General features: G+C 44.8%; 14 protein-coding genes. 3 read left to right on the top strand and 11 right to left on the bottom strand.

Annotation, left to right across the window (positions count from 1 at the left end):
* Positions 1-40: 40 nt before the first annotated feature.
* The 5 genes from BK127_RS15595 to BK127_RS15575 all read right to left on the bottom strand — a co-directional run bounded on the left by BK127_RS15595 (position 41) and on the right by BK127_RS15575 (position 4199).
* On the bottom strand, positions 41-796 hold the full coding sequence (locus BK127_RS15595) for an SDR family NAD(P)-dependent oxidoreductase (protein ID WP_076231723.1): 756 nt from the start codon (positions 794-796) through the stop codon (positions 41-43).
* Positions 797-862: 66 nt separating this feature from the next.
* Positions 863-1837 carry an NAD-dependent epimerase/dehydratase family protein gene (locus tag BK127_RS15590; protein WP_076231721.1) on the bottom strand — a complete coding sequence of 325 codons (975 nt, stop codon included), beginning with the start codon at positions 1835-1837 and terminating at the stop codon, positions 863-865.
* Positions 1838-1884: 47 nt separating this feature from the next.
* Positions 1885-2634 (bottom strand): amino acid ABC transporter ATP-binding protein, encoded by a 750-nt coding sequence (locus BK127_RS15585; RefSeq protein WP_076231922.1) that lies wholly within the window; start codon positions 2632-2634, stop codon positions 1885-1887.
* Positions 2635-2671: 37 nt separating this feature from the next.
* Complete coding sequence (locus BK127_RS15580) at positions 2672-3328, bottom strand: amino acid ABC transporter permease (RefSeq protein ID WP_076231719.1); 657 nt, start codon at positions 3326-3328, stop codon at positions 2672-2674.
* 46 nt (positions 3329-3374) lie between these two features.
* Positions 3375-4199 carry a substrate-binding periplasmic protein gene (locus BK127_RS15575; RefSeq protein ID WP_076231718.1) on the bottom strand — a complete coding sequence of 275 codons (825 nt, stop codon included), beginning with the start codon at positions 4197-4199 and terminating at the stop codon, positions 3375-3377.
* Between the two features lie 592 nt (positions 4200-4791).
* Here BK127_RS15575 and BK127_RS15570 point away from each other — a divergent pair.
* Positions 4792-5523: an IclR family transcriptional regulator gene (locus BK127_RS15570; protein WP_076231716.1), complete on the top strand. Its 732-nt coding sequence runs from the start codon at positions 4792-4794 to the stop codon at positions 5521-5523.
* 185 nt (positions 5524-5708) lie between these two features.
* Positions 5709-7109 carry an allantoinase AllB gene (gene allB, locus BK127_RS15565; protein ID WP_076231714.1) on the top strand — a complete coding sequence of 467 codons (1401 nt, stop codon included), beginning with the start codon at positions 5709-5711 and terminating at the stop codon, positions 7107-7109.
* Positions 7110-7300: 191 nt separating this feature from the next.
* Here the strand turns inward: allB and BK127_RS15560 are convergent, their stop codons facing one another.
* The 6 genes from BK127_RS15560 to BK127_RS15535 form a co-directional block, all read right to left on the bottom strand.
* The gene (locus tag BK127_RS15560) at positions 7301-7843 is read right to left on the bottom strand and encodes a GDYXXLXY domain-containing protein (protein ID WP_144026469.1); all 543 of its coding nucleotides are present in this window, start codon (positions 7841-7843) and stop codon (positions 7301-7303) included.
* Positions 7836-9065 (bottom strand): DUF2157 domain-containing protein, encoded by a 1230-nt coding sequence (locus tag BK127_RS15555; protein ID WP_076231712.1) that lies wholly within the window; start codon positions 9063-9065, stop codon positions 7836-7838. Before BK127_RS15555 ends, BK127_RS15560 begins: the two co-directional genes overlap by 8 nt.
* Before the next feature lie 246 nt (positions 9066-9311).
* Positions 9312-9677 (bottom strand): response regulator, encoded by a 366-nt coding sequence (locus BK127_RS15550; protein WP_076231710.1) that lies wholly within the window; start codon positions 9675-9677, stop codon positions 9312-9314.
* Between the two features lie 28 nt (positions 9678-9705).
* A complete protein-coding gene (locus BK127_RS15545) occupies positions 9706-10197 on the bottom strand; it encodes a chemotaxis protein CheX (RefSeq protein WP_076231709.1) in 492 nt (163 codons plus the stop codon).
* On the bottom strand, positions 10194-12782 hold the full coding sequence (locus BK127_RS15540; protein ID WP_076231707.1) for an ATP-binding protein: 2589 nt from the start codon (positions 12780-12782) through the stop codon (positions 10194-10196). Before BK127_RS15540 ends, BK127_RS15545 begins: the two co-directional genes overlap by 4 nt.
* Positions 12783-12869: 87 nt before the next feature.
* Positions 12870-14687: an APC family permease gene (locus BK127_RS15535; RefSeq protein ID WP_076231705.1), complete on the bottom strand. Its 1818-nt coding sequence runs from the start codon at positions 14685-14687 to the stop codon at positions 12870-12872.
* A 369-nt stretch (positions 14688-15056) separates the two neighbouring features.
* On the opposite strand from BK127_RS15535, the gene BK127_RS15530 reads away from it, so the two are divergent.
* A complete protein-coding gene (locus BK127_RS15530; protein WP_076231703.1) occupies positions 15057-16082 on the top strand; it encodes a metallophosphoesterase family protein in 1026 nt (341 codons plus the stop codon).
* The last annotated feature ends 21 nt before the right edge of the window (positions 16083-16103 follow it).

The following is a 16103-nucleotide window of genomic DNA, read 5'->3' as shown; positions in this document are numbered from 1 at the left end:
CGGTATGAATAATGCTATAACGCTATTCCCCGCCCCTTTGCTACCAGGCCGTGTAACCGCCATCTGCAGCCAGAGTCGCGCCTGTAATAAAAGAAGCCTCATCTGAAGCAAGAAACAAAGCTGCATTCGCTATTTCTATCGGCGTACCAAAACGAGCCAAAGGGATTTTATCGAGCGCTAACGCTCTGGCTCTTTCCGGATCGGCTTGCCTCTGAAACGAGGCATGGAGAAATGGGGTGTCAATCGGCCCCGGACAAAGGCTGTTGACCCGTATTCCATCCGGCGCATGATCCAAAGCCATCGATCTCGCCATATTCACCACGGCACCTTTAGCAGCCGAGTAGGCGATAGAATCTTTGGCGCCGACAAGTCCGAGCTGGCTGGCAATGAATACAATCGCTCCACCACCTTGGCAAAGCAACGGTACGGCGGCCTTGCTTAAGTAAAATGCGGAGTTCAGATTGACGTTAACAACGTCCCGCCAATCCTCCTCCTTCATCGTTGTTGCCGTACCCTTGCGCGAAATCGCTGCCGCATGAATAACGGCATGCAAACCTCCGAAGGACTCTTGTGCCGTATTCACCATTCGGTTACATGCATCCTGATCGCCAACATCACCGATGACGACAGCTGCATGTCCGCCTTGGGTCCTAATTTGTTCAACGGTCTGAACCGCATTCTCTGATATATCCGATGCAACTATGGATGCTCCCTCCGCTGCAAACAATAACGCTATCGCTCGACCAATTCCCGAACCGGCTCCAGTGACAAGAACAATCTTTCCTTTAACTCTCATGATGCTCCATCACTCCATTTCCTGCATCAGTAAGCCATCAGCAAGCTGTGCAGCCAGACAGCTCCACTAAAATTTATGCGTCTCAAGCCATTTCACGTAATCGGCCAATCCAGAATTAAGATTATAAACAGGCACGAACCGTGTATCGGTTGTGAGCCGTGTAATATCCAATCGACCAGCGCGGCTGCCATCCTTGGCAAATAAGACATCGTCGGATCGCTCTTCCGTAACCCGTATTTCCGTACCGGGTATCGTCCCGGCTACAGCTTCCGCTAATTCCATCAACGAATAGCCGCTTCCACCCGAAATATTGTAAACATCATGCTCCATATTCGAGGTGAGCAGCAGCTCAACAATACCTTCAGCAATGTCCTTGACATAGGTGAAATCTAGTATATAGTCAGGTGAGCCTACAAGAAGCGGCTTCCGATCTTTGGCCCTGTGAACAGCTTTCCACACTTGAGACATGGAAGTCCGAGCGCCAGTATTTCGTTCCAACGGACCATAGCAAGCCGCAATCCTCACAGACGCAGCCTCCATTCCAGTGCCTTCGGACAAATAACGTGTTATCCATTCACCCGCTACCTTCGTCAATGGATACAATCCTGTTTGCTGCAGCCGCTCCATCTCTCCCAGAACGCAGTGCGGATCTGTTATGGGTTCATATATGGACGCTGAGCTCAGATAAATAAATCTTTTGACGCCATTTCTGGCAGCCGTGTTTACAACGAGTGAGCTCCCCACGACGCCAATGTGCAGAATACGCTCCGGTTCCTCCCTTTCACGTTCAGCGGTTGGAGTAATCGTTGCCGCGTGGACTACCCCCTTCGCAGGATTACGGGAAAAGAGCGCAGTCAAGGATTCTTTATCTGTTATATCCACCTGCTCAAACCGAATGAACCTGCCATAAGACTGCCAAAGCGACTTAACGGGCTGGGCAGGCTCATGCAGATCTACGGCCAGCACTTCTTCACCACGATGAGCCAGACGCTCTACGATATGACTGCCCACAAATCCGCCGCCGCCAGTAACAATGATCATAATAATCCCCCTGCTTCATATAGGGTACTGGAATCAACCGTCCATTCTTACAGGACAGAAGACAGGAATTTCCGTGTTCTTTCGTGCTCCGTATTTCGGAACACCTGCTGGGGCGTACCTTGCTCGGCAATAACGCCGCCGTCCATGAATAGCACCCGACTGGATACATTCTCGGCAAACTTCATCTCATGAGTCACAACAAGCATCGTCATGCCCGCCTGGGCCAGATTGGTCATTACCTCCAACACTTCCCCTACCAGCTGGGGATCAAGCGCTGAGGTCACTTCATCAAAGAGCATCACTTCCGGCTCCATAGCCAGTGCTCTGGCAATAGCTACACGCTGCTGCTGGCCCCCAGAAAGACTTGCCGGATATTTATCAGCCTTATCAACCATTTTCACCAATTCGAGGAGATATTTGGCCTTCTTGATCGCTTCTTCTTTAGCTACATTCTTTAATAACATTGGACCTTCAATTATATTTTCCAGAACACTTTTGTGCGGCCATAGATTAAATTGTTGAAAAACCATGCCTACCCGAGTCCGCAGCCTCGTTATTTGCGGATGATACGTTCTTGCTTTCGCCTTGGAAGGCAGACTTTCCACCTTCTCGTCGCCAAGCCAGATCGAACCCGCTGTTGGCTCCTCCAAGAAATTAATACACCGAAGCATGGTGCTCTTCCCCGTGCCACTTGGACCGATAACAGCGATAACTTCTCCTTTATTAACCGACAAATCAACACCTTTTAATACCTCATGATTACCATACGATTTCCGCAACCCTTGAATTTGTAGAATCGGTTTCATGTCAACAGCTCCTCTGCTTCAAAATCCCTTAGCGGTTATAATAGGACAGCTTTTTCTCGGCCCACATCTGAAACCACATGAGTAAACTGGTCATCGTTAAGTAAAGCACGCCGGCTGTACCCAGTATCTCAACAGGACGGTAGGTTGCGCTGTAAATTTGTTGGCTGTTCAGCATTAAATCAGTTACCGTGATAGAGGAAACTAATGCCGAGTTTTTGATTAGCAAAATGGAATTGTTAATGTATGGCGGAATGATAATCCTGACCGCTTGTGGAAGAATGATACGTCTCATCGTTTGTCCATAGCTCATCCCGATGGCCATAGCCGATTCGATTTGACCACGTGGGATAGCCTGTATGCCGGAGCGAATAATTTCTCCCTTATACGCTGCAGAATTCATCGACATGGCCAAGATCGCAGCTGCGAACGCCGGAAGACGAATACCCCAGCTCGGGAAGGCATAATAGACGAAAAACAATACAAGCAGCAAGGGTGTTCCCCGCATGATCCACATATAGACCATAGAGATGGAACGCATAGTCCGGTTACTGGAAATGCGCATGAGCGCCAGAAATGTTCCCGCAATGGTAGCAATAACCATAGTCAGCAAGGAAACCTCCAGAGTAATCAGAGCGCCCTCCAAAAGAGCTGGAAAATAAGTGATAATAACGTCCCACTTGATCATGGTAATCAACTCCTTCAACTGATTTTGAGCGCTAGCTAATATGGCATTATTGAGAGAACGTGGAGCCTAACCATTTTTGGGCAATTTCTTCATATTTCCCTTGCTTTTTGGCGGCAAGAATCGCTTCATTAATAGCATTTTTCAGATCAGTCTCGCCTTGCTTCATGGCTACAGCCAGTTTACGACCTTCCATCCCTTTAGGAGATACCATGTAATCCTTGCCTTCTGTTTTTGTCCAATGTCCAGCCAGCATTTTACCGGTAACCATGACCTCAATGCGGCCGTTTTGTAAATCATGAAAGGCTTCAGCTTGTCCCGGATAGGTCTTCAATTCTTTATATCCACCGATTTTACGTGCTGGAGCATCACCGTTGGAGGAACCCGTTACAACACCTGTAATACGTCCTTTAATATCATCCGGACTGTTGATTCCCGTTGTTTTCTTGTTATATACGGCAACAACCTCGTCATACGCAATATGCTCGGAGAAATCCAGGGTTTTTAGTCTTTCTTCCGTTACACCGATACCAGACAAACCAATGTCGAAGTTACCTGTCATCAAGCCTGGAATGATTCCACTAAAATCCATCCGTTTCCATTCAATTTTGACACCCAGATGGTCCGCAATAATTTTTGCCCAATCGGCATCAATACCTACCAACTCGTTCTTTTCATTTGGAAAAATAGTCGGTGCATTGTTGCCACTTGTTGCAATGACGATCGTACCTCGTTTCTTGATATCAGCCAAAAGACCTTTGGCATTACCCACATCCGTTTTTCCGTTAGCTGCAGGAGCAGAACTGGAACAAGCACTGATTAGCAGTACCAGGGAAAGAATAAGAACGAGTACCAGGGAAGTTTGTTTTTTCATATTGATTAGCCTCCTAAAATGGTTTGTTATCGCTAAGCATGAACAATTGCATGACCTGAACCGAAAATGAAACCGTGCTTCGACCCCCGTTTTACAGTTATCCCAACCTCCATTTGGTTCGACAAAACGTTTTGAGCACATACAAACGCTTCTGAGGATTTTGTCGAATTTTGTGTTTTCATGTAGTGAAATATAACGTGGGTCTAACTTTACAACAGCTAAAAATAGTTGTCAATAACTTTATGTCATGTTAACTAACATTAAAATAGCGAATAAACGGATTTACAATTAAAGTATTATGTCGTGTAATAAAATGTAACATTTGTAAAGCGTTATCATTTTTAAGTGGTTTGGGACATTCGATCTTTATCTTTTTCCCCTTTTGTGATCTAATAAATAAAACAGTGTGGAACCGAGCGTTTGTCCCTCCCTGAGAAAGTATTTTAGAAATTATTGATCTAATTATCAATTATTGATAATATAATATTGATAATTGATAATTAAAGTCGATTAACAACATTATATTTCGTCTACTCTCAATTTTCAACATAAGAATTTAATTTAGAAAATATTTGTCGGAAGGATGAAAAAAGTGAGTACACGCAAAACATTAGAAATTTTGGATTTGTATACGCTGGAAACGAGAGAGCTTAGTGTTCCTCAGATTTCTGAAATCATGAATATTCCTCAAAGCTCCGTGTACCGTTACATCCGCATTCTGAAAGAGAAGAAATATCTTATGGAGACGAACAGAGGGACTTACCGTTTGGGGCTTCGTTTTCTGGAAATGAATAACATGATTAACTTAAACAACGAACTCTCGCTCGCAGCTACGCCCGTTATGACACAATTGATGAACGAAACTCAGGAAACGACGGTATTGGTTATTTTATCCGGCTTTCAAACGATTTGTATTGAAAATATCTCGTCCTCCTTTCACATGGTTAAAGTCTCTTCTGAACCCGGCAAATTTATCCCCCTGTATGCGGGTGCTTCGTCCAAAGCCATTCTGGCCTATATGGGCAATGACGCCGTTAACAAATTGTTCAAGCATGGTATTGTTCAAAAGCATACAGAAAATACAATCACCGACAAGAATGCACTGCTGGACAATTTGAAAGATATACGAACTCTTGGTTATGCCGAATCTGACAACGAGCTCGACGAAGGCGTGTATACGTATGCGGTACCGATCTTCTCAACTCATACAATCATCGGCTCACTCAGTGTCGCTGGTCCAAGGGAACGAATGATTCAGAAGGATAAAGAGCAATTGATCGCAAGCTTAAAAAAGGCAGCCCAGCAAATCGAGCAAAATATATAGCAGTACGCTGTACGGAGCCGTATCTTCTATCCAGAGGATGCGGCTTTTTTGTGTGCAGATCAATTTCGTTATTGAAATTATTTAAAGAATCAATTATGATTATTATCAATTAATAATAATTAATTATCACTATTTGATAATAAACAAAAATTCCAATTCAGGTACTATCATTTGGAGGCATAAACATGAAGCTTGATCTATGGATAAAAAACGGGCTTGTATACCGAACAGAAGAAGACTTCCAGTTAGCCAATATCGGAATTAAGGATGGCAAGATTCATATAATTTCTGAGCTCCATACCCAGTTTGAGGCGGAACGTGTCATTGATGCTGAGGGTTTATATGTATTGCCCGGTATGATTGACGCACATGTTCACTTCAGGGAACCTGCCAAAGATCCGGCTTCTACGGAAACTTTCTTTACCGGAACTCGTGCCGCGGCAGCTGGCGGAATTACCAGCATCATTGAAATGCCGAACTCTTTTCCATGTACGTATAACACAGAGCTATTGATCAATCGTAAGGAAATATTGAAAACGGAGGCTTTAATCGATTACGGTTTGTACGGTGCTGCCGGCAGTGACCATCTGGATGATATCATACCGCTCGCAGATGAGGGAATATCCGCATACAAAACGTTTATGCACAAAGCTCCAGCAGGAAGAGAGCAGGAATTCGAAGGTTTTACTATGACTCGTGACCGCGATTTGTATGAGGGCTTTAAGCAAATTTCGCAAACCGGTCTGCCGCTCGCCCTGCATGCCGAACATGAAGAGCTGTTAAGCTATTTCTCGGAATTTGCAGAACGCACGTTTGTTGAAGGGGATTATAACAAGCATTTGTTAGCCAGGAATACGCTAGTGGAAACCAGCGCTATTAACCGGGTTGTATTTTTCGCTGAACAGCTGCAGGTTCCGGTCATCTGCTGTCACGTGTCAAGTCCTGAAGCGTTAAAAATCATTAAGCGTGCCAAGCAGGACGGAATTCGTATTTATGCCGAAATGTGCCCTCATTATTTAATATTTGATGATAGCTATCTGGAGAAGATCGGCCCTTATGGCAAGTGTAATCCTCCTCTTCGCAGTCCCCAACAAATTGAAGCGTTGTGGAGCTATATCGAGGACGGAACCATCGATTATATTTCGAGTGATCATTCCCCTTTCCCGAAGGCTCTCAAGGAGCTTGGATATGCGAATATTTTGAAATCCCCTGCCGGCTTCCCCGGTACAGAGTTAACGCTGCCTCTTATGCTTGATCAAGTGAGTAAAGGAAAGCTTTCCTTGCATAAGCTGGTTGAGCTCATGTCTGTGAATCCGGCCAAAACGTTCGGGATGTTCCCGAATAAAGGCACTCTTGGGATTGGCACCGATGCTGACATAACGATAGTTGACATGCGTGCACAACGAACCGTAAATATTCATGAGCTTTATACCGTTGCCAGAGAAACGGCGTTGCTCTATGAAGGCTTGGAGCTTCAAGGGCTCCCGACCCATACGATTGTGCGGGGCAAAGTAGTCGCAGAGCAAGGTAAAGTTGACGATAAGGCAAAAGGATGGGGACAGTTCATACCGCGAACGCAGCCTTAATGCAGATTTCGCAGCGGGCGAAAGAGGTTCATCTATATGGATGGACGTAGACACACTATCACTACAATAGAAAAGGCACCCGTCGGGTGCCCTTTTGCCTTATATTCATAAACCCTTTATATCATTACAATCCTTAAACCATCGAAGTAAGCTTGGTTCACTGCTAATCTTCCTGTATCTCCAACTCACCTTTACGAAGGTGTCACTTCTTCAAGGCCATTAATTCTCGCCTGTCCCCAAGGAGCGATCTTCACTCTTACGATCATATTGCGGGCTTCTCTTTCCAGCTCTTTGCCTGTACCTTCCGGCACATAGTACCGCTCCAGTCCATATTCTATACGAAGCAGGTCATCCCAGCTGTAATCGACGGTTCCTTTTAATACAGCCTCACCTGCTTGCGTGCTAGGTTTGTTGCGATAAATTCCCGTCGCTTCATACAGTCCATTGGCAGAAGGCTTCAGCAGCACATAAACTGCTTCACCTTGACTTGGCTTATTAGCAGACTCCCTCCATAATTGAGGGTTCAGCGTACTAATCTCGTAGCCGAGCGTTACATAGTCACCGTATAAAAAATCGCGTGGATCAACAGGTACGGTTTTAATTTTAATTTCGGTGCCAAACCAGCCAACAGCGTAGTAGGAGGTTGCAATTCCACCGAGGAACAACACTTGAAGCACGACTATAATCAGAAGTAACGTTAAACGGCGCTTTTTTTCCATCGGTTGATCACTCATTGTGGTTCCCCCCTTCATTGGCATCCCGGAGAACAACTTTTTTCCTGCGGTTTAAAAACCAGCTTAACGTTAGCAGAAGTAAACCACCAATAATAAAAAACAATGATTTATCCATAAAATCCCATGTTAATTTAAAATAAGCAACCATCGTGGTACATATAAACAACACCGTAGCAAAATTAATTTTGAAGCGCCATTGCTCCATATACCCTCTCCATAATACGTAAAAGGAAAAGGTGAACAAGGCCAGCAAATACATCACGGCAATACCTGAATGTAAATAGATAAACGGTACTGCCAATATCCATTCAAATGCACTCGAGATCCGGTTATGCTTCCATTTACCATACAAGGATACAGCGAATAGCAATAACAAGGCCCCCATGAAATAAGGAATCTGTGCCAGCAATTCCAGACGGTCGCCCCTCGTAAAATCATCAAAGGCTAGCACCATCACGATGGCAAACAGAAATGCTGACGCCAGCGGTACGGACTGCAGCGCAAATCCTGAGCTCCGATCCTTAATCCAATCCCCCAGAGTGTACAATAGCATCACAGGAACAAATATCCAGAGGAACTTCCATTCCTGTTCGATGACAAGCATCAAGGCTTGCAGCATGAAGCTTACCGCAAAGCACCAGATCACACCAACATGCTGACGTCTCCAGCTATAATAGCCTAATCCAACAACCATGATAGCGAAGCAGACATAACTAAATTGATGATGCTCAACAACCCCATACCACTGGGCAACTGTGAAAATCAGCAAACTCATCAAGTACAAAAGCTTGCTTCGATACAAATACGTGAGCAGCGTGCCCACCGAACCCCAGATGATGAACGAAGTAATATCGTAGGAGACCAAATGAAACATTTGTGCAATGAGGACAATACCCCCACCGAAGCAGGTGAGTCCCAAAGCCGTCATGGCAAGCCCAAGCCTGTCGTGGTCATTTTTGCGGAACAGCTCTCCACCTGCATAGAAAACAACCATCAGTACGATAATCAGGATCAGTCTAACCAGCTGTGGGATCTCCTGCCAATTCGCAGCAATAAAGCTTAATATCCCCAGGCCAACGAGTATGCTGCCGAGCAGCGGCAGCACCCCAATTGCATGCTTATTATCATGGTACAGATCCAATATTTGTTCATATTGCTCCCGGGTTATAATACGTTTATTGACCCATTCGGGACCCTCATGCTCCAGCCATTTTCTGCTCATTGTGCACCACCTCAAAGTTTTCGTAGAAAACTTACATCGTAAGCATTCACTACCGTTTTCGTAGAAAGCTTACTTCGTAAGCATCTATTGTCTCTACCTATTGATAAGTATACCCGACCCCTCCAGGAAAAGAAGTACTATCTTTCTATAGTACCCTAATTGACTTCAGTAGACGCAAACAAACAGCCATCCTCAGAATCTCTCTGTTGACGGCTGTTATGGGATATACCTATGTACGTTTTGCTTTTAACCGGCCATTAACACTTTTCCGATGATTTCCAACAGCTTATCAGCCTCAAAGGGTTTCACGACATACGATTTGGCACCGGATCTGATCGCGTCCAACACCTGCTGCTTCTGTCCAACCGCACTGATCATAACAACCTTGGCTTGAGGAAAGGACTTCAGCAAAATTTGCAGCGCCTCAATACCATCCATATTGATCATTGTAATATCCATCGTAACCAAATCCGGCTTATGATTAATATAACTTGCCAGCACTTCTCTGCCATCCGTCGCCTCTACTACCACTTTATGTCCAGCGCGCTCGAGAATGAGCTTGATATTTCTGCGCATTACCGTAGAGTCGTCAACAATCATAACGTTAGCCACTGCTTTGAATCCTCCAAACATAGGTAGATTATATTGCGAGTATACGAGCAAGCTCGGATTTATTTTGTGAAGGGATATATATACAATAGAAGTTACCGGAATTGGTTTGGAATCTTTTTACGAAAAAATTGCTGAATTTGGATCGCAGCTCCGCTTTTTTGGTCACGATCACCAAGGGCGCTCCTAAAAAAATATCATGTTCATCACGGTCTGTCAAAGCATTTCCAGAAATGACGTTAGCTATTTCTGCGACCACCTCAACCCCGTACTGCGCCGCTTCTTCCTCTGTAATATCCTCTAGCATAAATTTGTGAGCCAACGCCCCTGCCAAACCATGATCGACAGTAAGAATAACACCGCCTTGAATAACACCACTAAGCTGAATAAAGGCCGTTACATCCTCCAAATATAATCCTTCTTCATCATCCTCCAGCTCCCTCAAGCCAGAAATCCCAAGCCCAGTTATGTAAGCTGCCGATTTAGCCATAAAAGCTTGAAAATATTGTTCCTCGTGATTCACAGTGATCCGACCCTTTCTGCACCCGTAATATCTTCGTATGGCAGCTTCACAATAAATGCAGTGCCGCTACCTTTTGACGTGGATACCCGAACCGTTCCACCCAGCTTTTCAGCTTCCGCTTTTACTGCCGATAGGCCAATTCCTCTACCTGACCATTCCGTAGTATGCATTGTCGTTGATAGCTGATCTTTGAAAATCAAATTGGCAATATGCTCGTTCGACAACGGCATCGCTTCATTATCAGGAGGCAGCAGACCTCTGGATTCCGCTCGTGATCTTACCGCTTCCAGATCAATGCCACGGCCATTGTCGGAAATCGTCAAGGTGAGTTCGTTCTGTTCTTGCTCGATGGAGAAGCTGACCGTTGCATATTCATCCTTGCCTTGCTCGACTCGTTCCTCCGGCGACTCAATACCGTGAATAACAATATTTCTTACAATATGAACAAGGGATTGCGTCAAACCATTCAAACGATCCGGATCAACAGGAATGTCTGCTCCATTCAGCTCAATTGGATGCAAAAGGAGGCCGTTACGTTCAGCCAGCTCCGATAAATAGGCCGGATAGTGCTGTATCAAAGCCTTTAATGGCTTAAAGCGCCATTTCCTTAGTTCAGCAAGCCACAGCTTGTCCTCTGCCAGGGTCAGCCTCATCCTTAATTCACGTTCCAAGTGCTGCCATTGTTCCTTCGTTAATTTCACTTCATATTCCATGCCCATCTCCGATGTCGCATCACCCAGAGCTTCCTTCAGAAGCAGGCTATCCTTGTCCAGCCATTCATTTAACCGCAACGAACGAAGCCATTGCTCGAGCTCCTCCCAAGTCGGTTTGACTTCACGTCCGAGCAGCTCCATCAGTTCCGATTCCAGTTCATGGAGCTGAGGTACGATATGCATAAATTGCAGCAAGGCAAAGCTGCCTTTGAACGTATGAATCGATTTATAGATCTCAAGCAGCTTATCCTCAACCGATTCATTACCACTTGAGAGCTCAACTAGCTCCGTATTGCAGAAGGTTTCGAAGCTTCTCGTAATTTGTGCGTAATCCTCGGAATGCGTGATCACATGAACGACCATTTGCAGTCTTTTGCGTTCACGATTCATTTGCTCTTCCAATCTACGGGTTTCGGTAATATCCGTAAGCATGACCATGATAGCCCCGCCAATAGTCGTCTGTGAAGTGTTCGATTCGGCTGCCTGCAAATACTTGAACTCCACCTGGACAACCATTCCGTGTATAAGTACCTCTTCAGGCAGCAGCGAGAAAATTAATTCTCTTTTCCATTCGTCCTGCTCATTATAAAATTCGTCGAGGATCGATTCCAGCAGCGCCGCTTCCTGCTCATCACCTGCATAGAACAGTGATCCCAGTCGCTCTCCGGCAATATCCTGTTGAAAAATACGTGTGCACTCCACACTATGTTCTCCCATCACCCGAAGGTCAGGGCCAATCGACATAAAACCTTGTCTGGCATTATCCAATAAGGAACGAATGGAGGCGGTTCGCTCGGCAACCGTATGCTCCAGTACCTGGTTCCACTGCATAATCTTATCAATGGCTCCGACAATTTGTGCTTCTGCATGCAGAACATGCTTAGGCATCTCTTTAACCGTACGTCCGGCAGCAACTTCCTCCAGAGTTAACGTGAAGTGACGCAATGGCAAAATAATTCGCTGTCTTACCATAAGAATAACAAGCCCGAGCAGCAGCAGCATGCCCCCAAGTGAGCAAAGTCCGAGAATGCGAAGTCGGTCGGCGGCTTCAGTCGTCGATCGTGTCGGTTGCTCTGCGTACAGCGACCCGATAGTTTTCCCTTCCATATCCAGCAAAGGCGCTGCAGATTGCGCAACCAATAGCTCTCCGCGGCGCTCCAGATTGAAATGCTCCACGCCATCTGTTTTCATAGTATCCACGTAAGTATGCAGCCGCTCTGTCGAGATCTCTTTTGTAGAAGTTAGAAACTGTCCAGAGTTAAGGAGAAGCGCAATATCGGCTTGCAGCGTATCCTTTAAGCCAACTATAATTTCATCGGAAAGCAGTCTGCCAAATATGACAAGACCTACGGGGGCCGCTTCTCCCTTATTACTCGTAACCGGTGCTACAGCGACAATGGCGAGTCCCTTGGACGTATTTACGATCCCGGAAAACTTCGGTTCCTTTTGAAACTTATTAAGAATAAAAGGGTACAAGACCTTGGTTTTCAACTCTTCTACATCCCCGGATTGCACCAGCACGTTGCCTTGTAAATCGGTTTCCGCTACAAAATCAATATTGGGCACTACATCGGGTACTACACCAACATTGTCCTGGATCCATCGTAAATCATTGTTCAGTACAGCTTGTCGGTTATCCTCCCAATACCCGTTTGTAACGGTAATCCCGAGAATAGCATCTCCGAGACGTTCGACCAGCTTCTGAGCAGTTTGATTCGTTAGAATCGATTTCTCTTGCTCAATCTTGTTCATTCCGGACATTTCATGTTGATAAAAAAGAATGGATACGGTAACCAGTGGAGCTACTATAAGCAGCACAACCCAGATCAATAGTTCTCTCATAAAGGAACGCTGCTTGTGAATTTGATTCATTGTACAAATATCCCCCATCAACACGTCTGCAAGCCATTTAATTCCATGTTACCTGATTCTTTCACCCATGAAAAGACAATTGTTGACTTACCGATTCAAATGAAAGGGAACTGTGGCGATTACGATGTCCTTTTGTTGAAATAAGTACGCACGAATCAATAAACTTGTTTGATTATGCAATATATTTTGCCACCAATACTTCGTAATGAATTGCGGAATCAATACCGTAATGTGATCGGTATCCGCTGTTTTCCACTCCACCGTCTCAATAAATCGGATCAACGGCTTCATGATACTCCGGTAGCGCGACCGTAACACAATAAGGCGTACACCCGGATTCCATTCCTCCCATTTGGCCTCCATCTTCTGAATGTCTTCATCATCAAAGCCTACATACACCGCCACCACATTATCCGTTAATGATTTGGCGTAGCTAATCGTATTAAGCACTACACGGGTAATACCGGCGACAGGGATCACGATCGTGCTTCCTTTAATAACCGGCTTGTCGATATCAATTTGAATTCTCAGCTCATCTGCCGTATTCAGATAATGCTTGTGAATGCTGTAGAAAATAAACATAACAACTGGCAAAAAGATAAATACCATCCACACCTGACTAAATTTCGTTATGATAAAAATAAAAGTAATGACCAGTGTCGTTAGCATCCCGATTGAATTAATGATCAGCTTCAAGCCCCAGCCGTTCGGCTTGAGCTTGATCCATTTGACCATCATACCCAGCTGCGATAAAGTAAACGGAATAAACACACCAACCGCATAGAGTGGAATCAAATTTTCCGTATTTCCGTGAAATACAATGACAAGCAGTGCAGACAGAACACCCAATATAATAATGCCATTGGAAAATCCAAGCCGATCACCACGAACCATGAACATATGCGGCATAAACTTATCCTTGGCCAGCATAAATGCCAGCAGAGGAAAGGCTGAATAGGCAGTATTTGCGGCTAAAAACAAGATAAGGGCAGTAACACCCTGAATGATGTAATAAATCGTTCCCCGGCCAAAGGTAGATGCCGCTATTTGTGAAACAACCGTTTCTTTTTCCGTTGGCTGAATCCCATACCAGTAAGCTAGCAGACTAATCCCGATAAACATGCTTCCGAGAATAACACCCATCATTACAAGCGTCGCGGCGGCATTTTTTTCAGCTGGCTTTTTGAAGTTAGGGATTGCATTGGACACCGCCTCAACCCCCGTAAGCGCCGAGCAGCCAGAGCTGAACGCCTTTAATAGCAGGAACAAGCCGACACCCGACATCGTCATTCCAGAGACCGGCTGTGGCGCACTGACCCCGCCCGTTATATAATTATAAATTCCACAAACAATCAATATAAAAACTGAGCAAACAAACAAATAAACCGGCAAAGCCAGCACAGAAGCAGACTCTGAAATGCCGCGCAGGTTCAATACCGTCAAAAACGTGATCATAATCAAGGAAATCAATACACGATGGTCATGAAGGCTGGGGAATGCTGAGGTAATGGCATCCGTGCCGGCAGAGGAACTAACCGCAACTGTTAAAATGTAGTCTACAAGCAAAGAACCGCCCGCCATTAAGCCCGTTGACAGACCCAAATTATCTTTGGCTACAATATAAGCTCCTCCGCCTGCAGGATAATTAAAAATGGTCTGCCGATAAGATAAAATCAGAATCGTTAGCAGTCCCAGAACCGCCACAGAAATGGGAATCGAATACCATAGTGCAGCCACACCCACCGTCATGAGAACGAGTAGAATTTGTTCGGTTCCATAAGCTACCGAGGATAGAGCATCTGATGACAATACAGCCAAAGCCTTTAACTTACTTAGCTTTTCTTCACCAAGCTCTTCTGATTTCATAGGCCTTCCAATAAAAAGACGTTTTACTCTACTTACCATGTGATTGACTTCCTCTTCTCCCTGATTAGGTTCGTTTTAAACCTGTTAACTACACACATGATGTATAATACAATCGCGAGGCTCTTACCGTAAAGTCGCAGTAGTTCCTTGAATATTAGATTTAATACGGTTTTAAGACTGAATAGGCTCAAAATAGCGTATTCATCCTGATCTCCCTAACTATATCGCCACTTATTGCCCCTTTATCTCGATTATTTGGAAGTTTAATTTATACTTGATTTCTGATTGGATTGAGATCATCCTCTCGTATAGTTATAATAGAAGAGAAACTTCATTATAAAACAAACTTTAGGGTGACCTGTCAGACCAGATTTCATACAGGCCCTAGACTGATTGGGTGATACGATTGTGATAACACGCAGAAATTTTATCAAAAAAAGCTTACTATCTTTAGGTTTCTTATCTGCTGGAGCTGCAAGCTCCCTACCTTTTGTCAATGCAGAAACAACAGCAGATTCCACCGCTGGCTTCATTGAAGCCGTATCCAATGAACCCTTAATTTCATTATTCGTGCTTAGCGATCTACATATCACGATCAATGAATCATCCATGTCAGACAAACTGCACTTGGCACTTCAAGATATTACCAATTGGGAAACGAAACTCGATGCTATCGTGCTTGGGGGGGATTTAACTGATTTTGGTCGATTAAGCGATTATATGTTACTCAAAAAGATTTTGAATCAATACGAGCTTCCACAAATTTATGGCAACATGGGCAATCATGATTATTACGATGTCTGGCTGACGGCCAAGGGTGAATTTTCAACAGAAACTGTACCTAACGGCAAGACCGATGCCATGTCCCGTGCCCGATTCCAGAATTTTCTCGCTTATGGGGCTTATGGGAATAAACCTTATATCGACGCCTGGATTAACGGAGTTCATTTGATTATGGTCTCACAGGAGGCTTATGTAGAAGAAAGACCGGAGGTTGGCGAGGGAGCCTGGTACTCGGACGAGCAGCTCGATTGGCTTCGCGAGATTATGAAGTCTCATGAGGACGGTAAACCATCACTCGTATTTATTCATCAACCGCTGCCTGCTCTTGGGACAGATGGACGAACTCATCAATTGATCCGCGCGAATGAGTTTATCGGTATTTTGAAGCCCTATAAAAATGTTTTCGTCATATCCGGACATACACACAGAAGCTTTGAGAGCGAAGATCACTATAACTGGAAAACCCCCTTCCATTGGTTTAACAATGCATCTGTTGGTCGTACCCGTAGTACATTGCCAGGACAAACGTCATCACTTGCTCAAGGCATGTATATTGAAGTGTATCCGCACCAGGTCGTTATCAAAGGGCGGGAGTTCAGCAACCGTACCTGGATTGACAATGCATCTTGGACAGTACCTCTGTTAAAGTAGTTTCTGTAGCTTCTATTAGAA

The sequence above is a fragment of the Paenibacillus sp. FSL H7-0331 genome, assembly GCF_001956045.1.
The sequence above is the reverse complement of the archived record's forward strand: the minus strand, read 5'-3'. Positions and strand labels throughout refer to the sequence as shown.